Here is a 15,296-nt window from a genome sequence, read left to right as displayed (position 1 = left end):
CATGAAAAATTTATCATTACGATTTATGAAGAAGCTGACACTCGCCGTTATGACCCTGTTATGCTGTTTGCAGATACAGGTGCAGGCACAACAGAAAAAAATCTTCAACGAAACACCGGAGCAAATGGAAAAGCGCCTGTCCTGGTGGGTGCACGACCGCTTCGGCATGTTTATCCACTGGGGCTTGTATTCCCTGCCTGCCCGCCACGAGTGGATCAAGAACTATGAGCGCATGACAGACAGCGCATATCAGAAATATTTTGACAACTTCGATCCGGACCTGTACAATCCGCGCGAATGGGCCCGTATGGCCAAAGCAGCGGGCATGAAATATGCCGTGATCACCACCAAACATCACGAAGGTTTCTGTTTGTTTGATTCCAAATACACTGATTATAAATCCACGAAGACGGCCATCAAAAAAGACCTGGTCAAAGAATGGGTGGACGCTTTCAGGGCAGAAGGACTGAAGGTGGGATTTTATTATTCGCTGATCGACTGGCATCATCCGGACTTTACCATTGACAGGGTGCATCCGCAGCGTGTCAATGACCCGAAGGAATACGAAAGGCTCAATAAAGGCCGTGATATGGAAAAGTACCGTACTTATCTGTTTAACCAGGTACGGGAACTGATGACCAATTATGGAAAAATTGATATGCTATGGACAGATTTCTCTTATCCGGGAGCCAATGGAAAAGATCATAACGACTGGAACTCGCTGGCGTTGATTAAAATGGTGCGGAAGCTACAGCCCGGCATCATCATCAATGATCGCCTGGACCTGGGTGAATACGATGATGGCGGCGATTTTGCGACACCGGAACAATACAAGGTGTCTGAATGGCCTACCCGTAACGGCAAGCGGATACACTGGGAAACCTGTCAGACTTTCTCTGGTTCCTGGGGTTACTATCGTGATGAGACTTCCTGGAAGGACAACAAGCAGCTGCTGGTGCTGCTGATCGAGTCTGTCAGCAAAGGCGGTAATCTGTTGCTCAATGTGGGACCCACTTCCCGTGGCCTCTTTGATGCCCGTGCGCAGGAACGTTTGCAGGGAATGGGTGATTGGATGAAGGTCAACGGACGTTCCATTTACGGCTGTACAGAGGCGCCTGCCGGTATTCAGCGGCCGGATAATACCCTGCTTACCTACAATCCCGACACGAAGCGGTTGTATGTGCATCTGCTCGATTATCCGTTGCAGCGCATTGAACTGCCGGGGCTGAAGGGCAAGGTAAAATATGCCCAGTTCCTGCATGATGGTTCAGAGCTGAAAATGAAAGACACTGATAAAGGCGCATTGGCCATAGATGTGCCGGTACGCAAGCCGGAGGTGGAAATTCCGGTAATCGAGCTGATACTGGAGTAGTTCCGGATCAACTGATGCAATGAACAGGAAAACGTAAAAAGCGGAAGGGTGTAATGCGCCTTCCGCTTTTTGCGTTTTTTCACCTATTAGAAAAAAGACTTCTTTTTGTGAGAAAAGGTATTATTTTTATTGTACCATTTCTTTTTTGTTAAACATTCGGAATGAAGCTATTAGTCAGAATTAAGCATATAAAGACACAACCGATATCTTAATCAGCTTCAGGATGCCGGCTACTCCGGAGTATCCCAATGTCATCAATCCAGTGATGGAGCAACCATATCCGTTTTACCAGCAGCTGTGTATAACAGGGCCATCAGGTATATACCGTTAGTAACGGGCATGTATATACCGGATTACCGGAATGAACAGCGGCGAAACACTAAAACCATTAAAACCATATTTTCCCCGGGGATAAGCCATCAGTCGGTAGCCGGGGGCCGAAGAAGTAAAAAGTATTCAACACTGTAAGGTTGTCAGAGAAGTTCATCAACCAGACGGAACAGCAGCAATGGTAGAAGCAAAAAGAAACCCTATTGTTTTCCCGGGCGTACATCCACCTATGTTGGAAAACCGAATTTGAAAAAATAAATAAGGAAGTAGAAAAACGCGCAGAAATGGTTAAAATATAATATATATGATTAAATATAATTTGTTAGAATTGCAAAAATAGCCGGCTTTCAAAAAGCTGAAAACTAGTTGATTGTAATTCAGTTAATCCTTAATTTATTGATTTATACCACGTTAGTAGTTAGTTTTTACTCTAATATTGAACAAATTGTATATTAATATTTATTGAAAAACCATATACGTATCCGATTGACTACTGATAGTAATTGTTTCAAATTTGTTTGGGGTATGGAAACCGTGTGAACTTTCCATTATGCAAAATATTCAGCCATACCAGCTTCCAGACTTACAGTTAAAAATGGAAGATTTTCATACGAAATATACATAACCCAAAAGGAATAATATGAAAAAAGTGGGGCCTATAAATGCTGGTCATTTAGTAGAAGGGGAGGTTTATGAAGTGGCGGCATTGCATAGCGAATCAACGAATATGTTACAACAATTAGCTAAAGATATCTGTAACCTTGTTTTTATGGATATAGAGATACCTGGATTGACTGCGATAGAGGCTGCCAGTATTGTAAAAGCTGCGTATCCCGATATAAATGTGATTTTGCTGACTTTAAATGAGAAAGGTAAATCCCTGACAGAGATGCCTGTCCGCGAGGAGGGGTTGGCGGTAGACCACATCCCGCCTGTATCCCTGACAGAGTTCATATCGCAAGTCTACGAAACCGCGCTGCAATCTAATATGGTGGCAGTGAACAAGGTGTTGGCGTTTTTCCGGAAAGAACGCGGAAATAGTCATGATCCCTATGGGTTATCACCCCGTGAAAAAGAAATCCTGCGTTGCCTGGTAAATGGTGATACCTATAAACAGATTGCCGAACACTGTCACATCAGTGTGGGAACAGTGCGATCGCATATCATGAACATCTACCGCAAACTTGACGTGAATTCCCGTTCCAATGCCATTGTGAAAGCCATGAAAGAAAGGCTGGTGTAAACTTTTTCGGTTAATGATGACCTGTGCCACGAAAGAACAACTGGTGTAATTCTGGCGCCTGTGCCTGAAGCCCTCAATGGAAACCGATGTTAATGCCAACCTGGTATGCTGGCGAAGTACATAGCCACATACGGGCAACCTAATCCTTTTCAATGAAAGACATGTGTCAACAACCATGTGACAAAACGGACAGCCTGCGCGCTTACGCCGACAGGATAAATTTTTGCCTGCACGGATGACCATGGGAATTCATCACTGAACAAGTGAAAAGGCTTACGGGCAGGTACCGCCCGGCTATGTTATGGCCGGGGATGGCAGTGCCTGTATCGGTAGTCCATTTTGGTCGCCATCAGTGTGTCCGATGACTGCTGATCTCCGCCCATAGGCGATTCGGCCGTATCAATGGGCAGCACGGTTTAAAAAAATACCGATAAAAGACAAAATAATAGTGAAAGTTATGCAACCGTTTGCATAACTTTCACTATTCTATTTTAGGCCTGCTGCCAAACACGTTATGAGAGAAAAAACAGCAGCCGGGAAATAGTGTCAACAACCAGATTCAGGATCGCTTTGGGAACACCGTGATACAATGAACCGCCATGATAATGGCGGTAGCGGCGTTGCTTTTGTCCAACAATTTTTGACCAACAACGACATATGAAAAGAACAGGATTTTGGTGGCTGTTAGGGTGCCTGTTGGCAGGCAGTTACTTTTGTCAGGCGCAACAATCAACCCGCCTCACCCAACACTGGGAATATCTCCGTGGAGACCTCGGCGGTATCTGGGAAGCGGTAAGACCCGCTGCAGAAGGCAGCCCGGAGTCGGTACCCCTGTGGCAACCGGTAAGCCTGCCACACTGCTTCAACGCTACAGACGCGGTGAGCCCGGAAGAAAACTACTACGAAGGGCCCGGCTGGTACCGTTCCCTGCTGGACATTAAAAATCCCTATACCGATGGCCGTACACTGCTCCACTTTGAAGGCGCCGGGCAAAAAACCGCGGTATATATATACACCACCAAAGTAGCCGCCCATACCGGCGGCTACGATGAATGGACGGCTGATATCACCGAAGCGGTGCGGCAGTTCCTGCAATCGCCGGAAGCCAAACGCTTCAAAGGAAAAGTGCCGGTATCCATCCGTTGTGATAATACCCGCGACCTGGAAATGATTCCCTCCAACATGTCGGACTTTAATGTGTACGGTGGATTGTACCGCTATGTCAATCTCGTATATGCGCCGGCGTTATCGTTTGAAACGCTGCATATACAGGCCGTGACAGATGCTGCCGGTAGCAATGGAACATTGACCGTCCACGCTGTTTTCCGTAACCCCGGCCACATCAGTCGCGGCACCCTGGAATTACGGGTACTCGATCCACAAAATAAAGTGGTGAAAGAAATCCGGCAGGACATCGATATACAAGCCGGTGAGCAACAACTGGCAGGCATCTCCCTGAAAAAAACCATGTTATGGTCTCCCGACCAACCCCGCCTCTATACGGTGGAAGCCCGCCTCATGACTCCTGTCGGTACCACCGAATGGAAAGATCATACCGGCTTCCGTCACTTTGAATTTGTAGACCACGGGCCTTTCCTGCTCAACGGTAAAAGGCTGCTGCTGCAAGGTACCCATCGTCATGAAGACCACGCCGGCGTTGCCGCCGCCATGACCGAAGACATGATCCGGAAAGAAATGCTGCTCATTAAAAGCATGGGCGCCAATTTCATCCGTCTCGGGCACTATCAGCAATCCCGCATCGTGTTGCAATTGTGCGACAGTCTCGGCATCCTCGTATGGGAAGAAATTCCCTGGTGCAGGGGTGGTCTCGGTGGTGATACCTACAAAGAACAGGCGCGCCGGATGCTGACCAATATGATCAGCCAGCACCGTAACCATCCGGCGGTGATCCTCTGGGGACTGGGCAATGAAAACGACTGGCCCGGCGATTTCCCGGAATTCGATAAAGAGAAAATCCGCGCGTTCATGTCGGAACTGAATACCATGGCGCATCAGCAGGACAGTACCCGCAAAACCACTATCCGGCGTTGCGACTTCTGTAAGGATATCGTAGACGTGTACTCGCCCTCTATCTGGGCCGGCTGGTACCGCGGCCGCTATACGGAATACAAATCTGAAAGCCTGAAAGAAATAGCCCGTGTGCCACATTTTTTCCATGCGGAATGGGGCGCCGATAGTCACCAGGGCCGCTTTGCGGAAGAGCCGGAACAGTTCATTAAACAAATCGCTACCGGCAAAGGCGCTGATGAACGCACCGGTGATTTCGCACTCACCGGCGGCAATGCCAGGGCCTCTAAAGATGGCGACTGGTCTGAATCCTATGCGGTGAACCTCGTGGACTGGCACCTGAAAGAACAAGAGACCATGCCACAGCTGACGGGTACAGCTTACTGGGTATTTAAAGATTTTTCCACACCACTGCGACCGGAAAATCCTGTGCCTTATGTAAATCAGAAAGGTATTGTAGCCCGTGACCTCACCCCTAAAGAAATATACTACGTGTTCCAGTCGTACTGGACCAAAGCACCGATGGCGCATATCTATGGCCACGGATGGCCGGTCCGCTGGGGCAGGGAAGGAGAAACCAAAGAAATACGCGTGTATTCCAATTGCGCAGAAGCAGAACTGTTTGTGAATGGCAACAGCGCTGGTGTCAGAAAACGCAACAGTCAGGATTTTCCCGCAGCAGGCCTGCGCTGGCAGGTGCCGTTACAAACGGGCGCCAACCAGATAAAAGTAGTGGCCCGTCAGGGAAAAGAGAGCATCACTGACGAAGTGAGCTGGCAATACCAGACGGCTGTCTGGTCCAAACCGGTGAGGCTGATACTGGAGGAAGACAAATCCATTACCGGCAATAATCTCCGTAAGGTGCGCGTAAAAGCGGTAGATGAAAAAGGGGTGTTGTGCCTCGACGCGGCTAACGAAATCACTTTCTCATTGGCAGGAGATGGTGAGCTGATCATCGACCAGGGCACTGCCAGCGGCTCCCGTAAAGTACAGCTGGCTAACGGTCAGGGCTGTATTTTTCTGCGTACCGCTCATAACGCCGGCACTGCTGTAGTGGCGGCCACTGCTAAAGGAATGACCACCGGCATCACTACCATTACCTATTAACTGTATTCAAACACGATGTGCTCATGAAAAAAATTTTTTCCGGAATAGGGCTGCTGATTTTTTCGTGGCAAGCCCATGCTGCTACCCCGCCCGATTCCCTGCTGAAGCTCTGGTATAAACAACCTGCCCGGCAATGGGTAGAAGCCCTGCCCGTGGGCAACGGCCGCATTGGCGCCATGGTCTTCGGTGGCGTACAAAAAGAAGAACTGCAGCTCAACGAAGGTTTCCTTTGGTCCGGCACGCCGCGCAATGGTGATAACCCGCTTGCCAAAGAAACACTGCCACAGATGCGGCAACTGCTCAACGAAGGCAAATACAAAGAAGCTGATAAGCTGGCCAAAAAAATGATGGGGACCTACAGCGCGCGTTACATCACACTGGGCAGCCTTTTTATTGAAAATGATGTGCCGCAGCAGGCGGATAATTATCGTCGTGAGCTAGACCTTAACCGCGGCGTCAACAAAGTTTCCTACACCGCTGATGGCGTGCAATACACACGGGAAGTATTCTCCAGCTATCCCGCACAGCTGCTGGTTGTCCGCTACACCGCCAGTAAACCGGGGATGTTGCGTTTCCACACCAGCTTCGCTAACCCGATGCCCCATACGAACAAAGCGCTCAATCACCACTACCTCGTGATGAAAGGCCGTTGCCCGGAATATGTGGCCTCCCGCCCTTACGAAGCGAAACAAATCGTTTATGGCGATAAAGGCATCCGCTATGAAGTGCATATGGATGCCCGCACTGACGGCGGAAAAATAACGACTGATACTACCGGTATCAATGTTAGCGGTGCTACCGAAGCCCTGCTGCTGGTGTCTATCGGTACCAGCTATAAAAGCCCGGAAGACTGGGCCGGCGATCCTGCGGTAGCAGCAGCGGCCGCGCTGAAGAAAGCACAGGGCGTTTCGTATGCTGCGCTGCTGAATACGCACCTGGCAGATTATCAACGGCTGTTCGGTAAAGTAATGCTCAACCTTGGTACGGACGGTGGTGAACAACTGCCTACTGATGAACGGCTGAAAGCCTATACCACGGCCGGCGGCAACCGCGACCCGCAGCTGACCACCTTGTTATATCAATACGGTCGTTATCTCATGATCGCAGGCTCCCGCAAGGGAGGCCCGGCGCTCTCCCTGCAAGGCTTGTGGAACAAAGAGATGCAGCCGCCATGGGGTTCCAACTACACGATCAATATCAATACAGAAATGAACTACTGGCCGTCCGAAACGGCGAACCTGTCGGAATGCGGCCAGCCATTGTTTGACTTCATCCATAAAATGGCTAAACGTGGACGTGTAACCGCTGCCGTTAATTACGGCGCTTCCGGTTGGACAGCCCATCATAACACCGATATATGGGCGATGACCAACCCGGCCGGTGGCCTTGATTTCAGCGATCCCAACGGCAATCCCAAGTGGGCGATATGGCCAATGGGCGGAGCGTGGCTGAGCCGCCATCTCTGGGAACATTATCTGTTTACCGGTGATAAACAACAGCTGGCGCAGATGTATCCCGACCTGAAAGGCGCTGCCGAATTTATGCTCGACTGGCTCGTTAAAAACGAAAATGGTCAGTGGGTAACCAATCCTTCCACTACGCCCGAAAACAATTTCCTTATAGATGGCAAAAGGGAAGGCTCTGTGAGCATCGCTTCCACCATGGATTTATCCATCATCCACGATCTGTTTACCAATACCATGCGCGCTGCCACAGTGCTGGGTAAGGATGCAGACCTGGTGGCCAGGATAAAAGACAGAATGAAAGACATTTATCCATTTCATGCCGGGCAATATGGTCAACTGCAAGAGTGGTATAAAGACTGGGACGACCCGAAAGATACTCACCGGCACGTATCTCACGTGTATGGCCTCTTTCCGGGCAACTTCATCAACCCTCGTCGGGATGCGGTACTCGCAGCAGCGGCTAAACGCAGCCTGCTGCTGCGCGGCGATGGGGGCACCGGATGGTCCAAATCATGGAAGATCAACTGGTGGGCACGCCTGGAAGATGGCAACCACGCCTATACGATGCTGAATAAACAACTATTCCTCGCCGGTGGACAGGAAGTGAGCGTAGCCGATAATAGCGGCGGTTCTTATCCCAACCTGTTCGATGCCCATCCGCCGTTTCAGATAGACGGCAACTTCGGCGTTACTTCCGGTATCACCGAAATGTTGCTGCAGAGCCATGACGGCGTAATACATCTGCTGCCCGCTCTGCCTGACGCATGGCCCTCCGGCAGCGTGAAAGGTTTAAAAGCACGTGGCGGCTTTGAAGTAGACATGGAATGGAAAAACGGTCAGCTCATGCACGCCATAGTCCGTTCTGCGCTGGGCGGCAACCTGCGCATACGCACCAGCAAACCGGTACAGATCAATGGTGTTGCGGCAAAGCAGGCCTCTGGCATCAATACCAATCCTTTTTACCCCTTGCCCATACCGGTAAAGACGGAAGTGAAAGATGCCTCCAAGCTGGCGGAGTTGTCACTGAAACAGGTGTATGAATACGACGTGCCCACCGCGGCCGGTAAAACCTATGACATACGATGAGTTTTAAAAAGACGATATTAAGTATAGCCGTTGGCGTTATATCTGCTACTACCCTGGCGCAGGTAAAAGGCGATGATGATGGCATCCTTGCCCAGAAAGCTGCCAGTCGTGATAAAGCGGCCATCGATTCGGCTGTCAACGGGTGGTGGACTGCCTCCATGAAGAACCACGATGAGCGCATCGCCTGGTGGCGGGAAGCACGTTTTGGGTGCTTTATTCACTGGGGCGTATATTCTGTGCCAGGCGGCGAATGGAACGGTAAAAAAGTGGAGGGCTACGCCGAACACCTGATGCGGAAAGAGAAAATCAATCGTCAGGAGTATGCACAAAAACTGATACAGCATTTTAATCCGGAACACTTCGATGCCGATACCTGGGTGAAAATGATCCGTGACGCCGGCATGCGTTATCTGATCATCACCGCCAAACACCATGATGGCGTGGCCATGTATCCCACTGCTATCGGCGATTACAGCATCGGCCAGTCGTCTTTTAAGCAGGACCCGATGGCGGCGCTGTCTGCCGCCTGCAAGCGATACGGCATCCGTTTCGGCTTCTATTATTCACATGCTTTTGACTGGGAGCATCCGGATGCGCCGGGCAACGACTGGGACTATGATAATCCCGGTGGTGATAAAAACCTGCATGGCGGCGGCAACTGGTACGATGCACATCCGGAGCTGTTGCCTAAAGCAGTGAAATATGTCAATGAAAAATCTATTCCACAGATACAGGAACTATTGCGTAAATACCATCCGGACATCCTGTGGTTTGACACGCCGCATAAGCTGCCGCTGAGCGAGAATATCCGTATCCTGCAAGCTATTCGGGCGGTGGATAAAAATGTGGTGGTGAACGGAAGACTGGCCCGCACAGGTAACATCTCCTTTGGAGATTATAAAAACACTTCCGACAGGCCGGCCGAGTTTTATCCTGTTGCCGGCGACTGGGAAGCGATCCCCACGACCAACGAATCGTACGGCTATTCCCGTTATGACAGCAGTCATAAACCGGTAGGCTTCTTTATCCGCCTGATGGCCAAAGCCGCGGCCAAAGGAGGCAATCTGCTGATGAATATCGGTCCCGAAGGCGATGGTACCATCGATCCGCGGGATACTGTTATTCTTCATGGTATTGGCACCTGGATGCAGCAGAACAACGAAAGTATCTATGGTACTACCGCCACACCATTGCCTGCGCAACCCTGGGGAGAAAGTACCCGAAAAGGCAATAAACTGTACCTCCATGTATTTCAATGGGGCGGTCCGTTATACGTTGGCGGGCTGTATGGAAAAGTGGAAAATGCCTATCTGTTGGCGAACAAACAGCCGGTAAAAGTAACCCGCGTGAACCCGAAAGACCTGAGCATCGCTCTGCCGGAAATAGCGCCGGATAGTGTTAACAGCGTGATCGTCCTCGAAATGAAAGATATGAAGGGCGATAGCGTACGCGTGCTGGATACCCGCCGGACCACCAATGTATTGCGGGCGTTCGATGCCACACAACATGGCAAAGGTTTCTCCTTTGGTGATGGTAAAAAGGCGGCTTATTTTGTACAGGGCTGGAAAAGCATGGACCAGTACGTGAGCTGGAAAGTGCGGACTACCCGCGACGCCGTGTTTAATATTGGCATCAAATACGCTACGGATCAACCTCCGGGCAATGTTTACGAGATACGCATCGGCAAAAATGTAATCAGCGCGGAAGTGAAATCGGCTAAAAAAACGGAGATCGTTACGCAGGCCCTGCAGGAAATAAGGCTGCCCGCCGGAGAATACGAGATCACCATTAAACCTGCGCAGATCAGCGGGCCGGAGTTAATGAAACTATTTGAAATCACTATGCAACCAAAATCATGATCGTTATGAAAAGACAATCCCTGATATTGACGGGCTGTTTACTGCTGGGCCAGCTGTTGGCCAGGGCAGGAGAAACAGACCAGTTTATAAAATCACTGAAAGCCAGTCCCACTACTGTTTACCAGTCGGGTGGCGCTGTAGCGCCGACTACGGTGAAGGTAGTACGCAACTGGTCGGGAGAGCTATGCGATATTCGTGTAGTCAATACCGGTAGCCAGCCCGTTAGACTGAAAGAAGTGGTGTTAGGCGCTGTAGGTAAGGTGTTAGCGTCCTCCACGCCGTTCTATGCGGAAGGCTTCCAGATGCTGACGCAATCTGCCGGTACACTGGCCGAACCCAAAACGCTGGGTAATTATACCGATGAAGGGCACTATAAGATACCCAAACCGGACGGCTATCTGGCGGTGTACAACCTGCTGCGCCTGTATCCCGCAAAGGATGCGCAGCTGTTGCTGGGATATACGTCCAGCAACCGTTTTGTGGGGAAGTTTTACCTGTCTGCCGATACCATTAAGGCAGTGGTAGACCTGGAAGATCTGGAGCTGGCGCCAGGTAAGGAGTTTAAGCTGGAAGAGCTGATGGTGCTCAGCGGTAAGGACGGCAATCACCTGCTGGACCGCTTCGCTGACCGCATTCATCATTTTCATCCGCGGTTGGACTTCAAGGCGCCGCCTACCGGTTGGTGCTCCTGGTATTGTTTCGGTCCGAAAGTAACTGCACAGAATATTTACGATAACCTGGATTATATCAAAACGAATATTCCCGCGCTGAAATACATCCAGCTGGATGACGGTTATCAGCCGCATATGGGAGATTGGCTGGAAGTAGGCAATTCTTTCGGCGGCAACGTGCAGCAGGTGCTGCATACCATCCGTGACAAAGGATTTGAGCCGGCTATCTGGGTGGCGCCTTTTATCTGCGACAGCAATTCCACCATTTTTAAACAACATCCGGACTGGCTGGTGAAAGACAAAAGTGGAAAGCCACTGCGCAGCGACCTCGTGACTTTCGGCGGTTGGCGTCTGAAACCATGGTATGTACTGGATGGTACGCATCCGGAGGTGCAGCGGCATTTTGAGCAATTGTTCCGTACCATGCGCAACGATTGGGGCGTGACCTACTTCAAGCTGGACGCCAATTTCTGGGGAGCTATCCATGGCGGTGTTTATTATGATAAGCAGGCTACCCGGGTAGAAGCTTACCGTCGTGGAATGGCCGCGATTATCAAAGGCACACGTGATGCGTTTATCCTTGGTTGTAACCATCCGCTGTGGCCCTCGCTGGGACTGGTACACGGTTCCCGCAGCAGCATGGATATCAAACGTACCTGGACGGTATTTGAAAAATCGGGTCGGGAAAACCTCTACCGCTCCTGGCAGAATGGCCGTCTGTGGTGGAATGATCCGGACTGTCTGGTGTTGACCGGCAATATGCCTGATCATGAATTTAATTTCCATGCCGCGCTGATATATGCTACCGGTGGTATGTTGCTCAGTGGTGACGACCTTACCAAAATAACCCCGGAGCGTCTGAATATGCTGCGCAAAGCGGTGCCTCCTACCGCTAAAGCTGCTGCGTTCACCGATACCAGTTTCGAAGTAGGGGAGGTCAACACACCCACCGGAAAAAATATTATCTTTCTCAACTGGCAGACATCTCCCAAAAAACTAACCGTAAAACTGGATAAACCTTGTGAGGTGCTGGACTACTGGACAGGGAAAAGTTATGGCAGGCATACCGGCAGTTTTACCATGGAAGTGGGCGGGCATGACGGAAAAGTATTCACACTCACGCTCACGCAAAGGCGCTAAGCAGCATAAGCAGCAAAGGAGCGAAGACCGCCCTTTGCTGCTTATACTTTTCTTGTATCTTTCTTTTCTTATTTTTTCTTATTTTTCTTAGCGCCTTTGCTGCTTAGCGCCTTTGCGTGACTTTTTTTGTTTCTTATTTTATGCGGTACGTTATATTCTTTTTATTGTTGTTTGCGGGACAAACACAAGCGCAGTCGCCCCTGCTGAAAAAGGTGTTGCAGGACACCAAACCGGCTATTATAGAGCGGGCGGCCTGGGCCCTGCAACAAACGCCGCTGACGATCACTGCGTTTAGCTGTGACCGTAGTGCGGGTGGCAAACATGATTTTTATTCCGAAGGAGACTATTGGTGGCCTAATCCTGCGAATGCTGACAGCCCGTATGTACAGCGCGACGGGCAAAGCAACCCGGATAATTTTGTGGAGCACCGTCAGGTGATGATCCGTTTCAGCCGTATCATGGGCGCCCTGGCGGCGGGTTATGTGGCCACTAAAGACAAGACGTACCTGCAACATGCGTTGGTGCATGCCCGTGCCTGGTTTGAAGATGATGCCACCCGGATGAATCCCGGTCTGCTCTACGCGCAGGCCATTAAAGGCAGGGCTACCGGCAGGGGCATCGGTATTATTGATACCATCCACCTGCTGGAAGTGGTGCAGGCGCTGCGGATCATGGAAAAGGCCGGGATGATACCACCCTCGGACCTGGCGGCCTTTAAAAGCTGGTTTACGGCCTATCTTACCTGGATGACCACGCATCCGTACGGTAAAGACGAGATGAATGCGAAAAACAACCATGGTACCTGCTGGGTGATGCAGGTGGCCGCTTTTGCAAAATTCACCGGCAACCAGAAATGGACAGATTTCTGTATTAACCGCTATAAGACGGTGCTGTTGCCCGCACAGATGGCAGAAGACGGTAGTTTCCCCCAGGAACTGCGGCGTACTAAACCTTACGGCTACTCGTTGTTTAATCTGGATGCCATGAGCACTATCTGCCAGCTGCTCAGCGACAAAAAGAATGACCTGTGGCGGTATACATCGGAGCAGCGCAATATGGCCAAAGGCATAGCTTTCCTGTATCCTTATGTAAAAGATAAAAGCACGTGGCCGTATCCCAAAGATGTGATGTACTGGAGTGAGTGGCCGGTGGCCCAGCCTTTCCTGTTGTTTGGCGCTGCGGCTTTCAACAACACCGATTACTACCGGCTCTGGCTGATGTTAAACCACGACCCTGAGGTGGAAGAAGTGCTGCGAAACCTGCCTATTCGTAACCCTGTGATTTATTTGTGATTTAGGATTTTTTTTAATATCTTTAGGTTCCTATGAAATAAAAACTTTAGAGGTATGAGTTGGATGAACGACTTGTATGTTATTTACCAGAAACTGGATGCCAACAGTTGTGAAGCGGTAAAAAATGACATTCTTAAAGCCCAGATAGATGGCTGCAGCAGAGGTGAAATTTATTTTCTGGTGCTGCAACAGTTGTTGCAGATAAAAAAGGAAAAAGCGCCTGTATATGAGTTGATTAAAGACGAAGTGGAAAGCTTTATCCATTACAGTAGTAATCCGTATAGGTTATCCGCCTAGTTCTTCTATCAGCTTCTGCACTTTGATATAATTGGGAGCCTGGGATGGTATTTTCAATAGCCAGTCCAGACATTCCTGCTTGTGTCCTTCCTTAAGATAGCTCAGTCCCATATAAAAAGCAGCTTCGTATTTAAGGTCGCTGCTTTGTTGGTATACCTGTACCAGATCTGCCCTGGCCGGCTCCAGCTGGTTCAGGTCAACCTTGCTTACGCCCCGGTAGTAGCGGGCGTAGAGGTTATTGGGATGTTGTTGCAGTACCTGGTCGAGTATGGTGATGGCTTCTCCGAAATGGCCGCGGTTGAATTTTTCGATGGCTTCCCGCGGTAGGCGGAGGCTGTCGGTGTCCGGGGTGAGCATTTCGGTGGAAGCAAACTGACGGTAGATGTTTTTCCGCCAGGGGCTGACATAAAGCATGATAGCAACACCGGCGGCGAAGAGGGCAATGAGGATAACGGTATTGCGGATAGGCGTGGGCGTGCTTTCTTTCGGCGCAAACCAGGCATTGCGACGGGAGAACAGCTGATGCAGAATCGCTTCGCGGGAAGGGTCTTTACAGATGCGCTGTGCCAGCAGCCGGCGGAACAGTTCAAACCGTCTCACCTGCTGGTTAAGGGTGGTATCTGTTTTCAGCCGGGCTTCGAACAGTTTCTTTTCTGCGTCGGGCATCTGGCCTGAGAGGAAACGATCGGCGGCCGCAAGGTCTTCTGCCGCCATACCACCGGATTTCAGTTTGCTATCGAGATCTCTGAACAGAGAGAGATAACAGGTTTGTCTGTTGGCCGGTAGTTCCTGTACCGGTATTTTGGTGGCCACGGCAATGTCTTCCTGAAGGCAGTCGGTGAGCGACCAGCTCAGCAGTTCCTTACAGGAATCATTGAGTTGGAGGTATTGATTGTAAGCGAGTCTTCTTTTTTCGCCTTCTTTCAGCACATCTTCTATATCGATCATATCATCGCGGGTGAGGGCGGCGTTTTCTTCCGCTTCCATACCGGCGATGCGTTGGCCGCGCTTCTCCAGTTCCCGCTCCCAGATACGTTTGCAGAGCAGCTGCAGGAAGGGCTCAAACGAACTTACCTGCAACGGATGACGCCGTGCATAGTAGTAGATGTCCATCAATGCTTCTTCAAAAATATGGGCTGCGTCTTTGACAGTGCCGCTCTTCTGCAGTATGAAACGTTTCTCTTTGGAGGCGAAACGCTGGTAGATATCATCAATAATTTCCGGGGTATGATGCAGCAAGCCCTCAATGTAGTCCTGGTCGTAGTGTATTTCGGGTGACATACCTATCGTTTTTGCCATTTCTGTCTGTATTAAAAATATTAAACCTTCCCGAGGTGGCCTAATTATTTATTCTGTGCGCCGGCTTTTGTATCTTGCCGGTTATACCAGTTTCCCAGCCACAGGA

At 50.2% G+C, this 15,296-nt stretch carries 9 protein-coding genes; 8 read left to right on the top strand and 1 reads right to left on the bottom strand.

Translation table 11 applies throughout. From position 1 onward, the window contains the following. Position 1 precedes the first annotated feature (1 nt). The 8 genes from ICL55_RS19765 (at position 2) to ICL55_RS19730 (ending at position 13,891) form a co-directional block, all read left to right on the top strand. A complete protein-coding gene (locus ICL55_RS19765) occupies positions 2-1,372 on the top strand; it encodes an alpha-L-fucosidase (RefSeq protein ID WP_246496434.1) in 1,371 nt (456 codons plus the stop codon). A gap of 970 nt (positions 1,373-2,342) precedes the next feature. Beyond that, positions 2,343-2,945: a response regulator transcription factor gene (locus ICL55_RS19760; protein WP_188100372.1), complete on the top strand. Its 603-nt coding sequence runs from the start codon at positions 2,343-2,345 to the stop codon at positions 2,943-2,945. Positions 2,946-3,602: 657 nt separating this feature from the next. Continuing rightward, on the top strand, positions 3,603-6,080 hold the full coding sequence (locus ICL55_RS19755; protein ID WP_188100371.1) for a glycoside hydrolase family 2 protein: 2,478 nt from the start codon (positions 3,603-3,605) through the stop codon (positions 6,078-6,080). A gap of 23 nt (positions 6,081-6,103) precedes the next feature. Further along, positions 6,104-8,632: a glycoside hydrolase family 95 protein gene (locus tag ICL55_RS19750; protein ID WP_188100368.1), complete on the top strand. Its 2,529-nt coding sequence runs from the start codon at positions 6,104-6,106 to the stop codon at positions 8,630-8,632. Further along, positions 8,629-10,491 (top strand): alpha-L-fucosidase, encoded by a 1,863-nt coding sequence (locus tag ICL55_RS19745; protein WP_188100366.1) that lies wholly within the window; start codon positions 8,629-8,631, stop codon positions 10,489-10,491. Before ICL55_RS19750 ends, ICL55_RS19745 begins: the two co-directional genes overlap by 4 nt. 5 nt (positions 10,492-10,496) lie before the next feature. After that, positions 10,497-12,302, top strand: coding sequence for a glycoside hydrolase family 36 protein (locus ICL55_RS19740; protein WP_188100364.1), 1,806 nt, complete (start codon positions 10,497-10,499; stop codon positions 12,300-12,302). A 140-nt stretch (positions 12,303-12,442) separates the two neighbouring features. After that, positions 12,443-13,594 carry an alginate lyase family protein gene (locus ICL55_RS19735; RefSeq protein ID WP_188100362.1) on the top strand — a complete coding sequence of 384 codons (1,152 nt, stop codon included), beginning with the start codon at positions 12,443-12,445 and terminating at the stop codon, positions 13,592-13,594. 54 nt (positions 13,595-13,648) lie between these two features. After that, complete coding sequence (locus ICL55_RS19730; protein ID WP_188100359.1) at positions 13,649-13,891, top strand: dsRNA-binding motif domain-containing protein; 243 nt, start codon at positions 13,649-13,651, stop codon at positions 13,889-13,891. Here ICL55_RS19730 and ICL55_RS19725 read toward each other — a convergent pair. Next, positions 13,880-15,172, bottom strand: a complete 1,293-nt coding sequence (locus ICL55_RS19725) for a hypothetical protein (protein WP_188100357.1) — start codon at positions 15,170-15,172, stop codon at positions 13,880-13,882. The genes ICL55_RS19730 and ICL55_RS19725 overlap by 12 nt on opposite strands. Positions 15,173-15,296: the final 124 nt, after the last annotated feature.

It is taken from the genome of Chitinophaga varians, assembly GCF_014529945.1.
Taxonomy (GTDB): Bacteria; Bacteroidota; Bacteroidia; order Chitinophagales; family Chitinophagaceae; genus Chitinophaga; species Chitinophaga varians.
The sequence above is the reverse complement of the archived record's forward strand: the minus strand, read 5'-3'. Positions and strand labels throughout refer to the sequence as shown.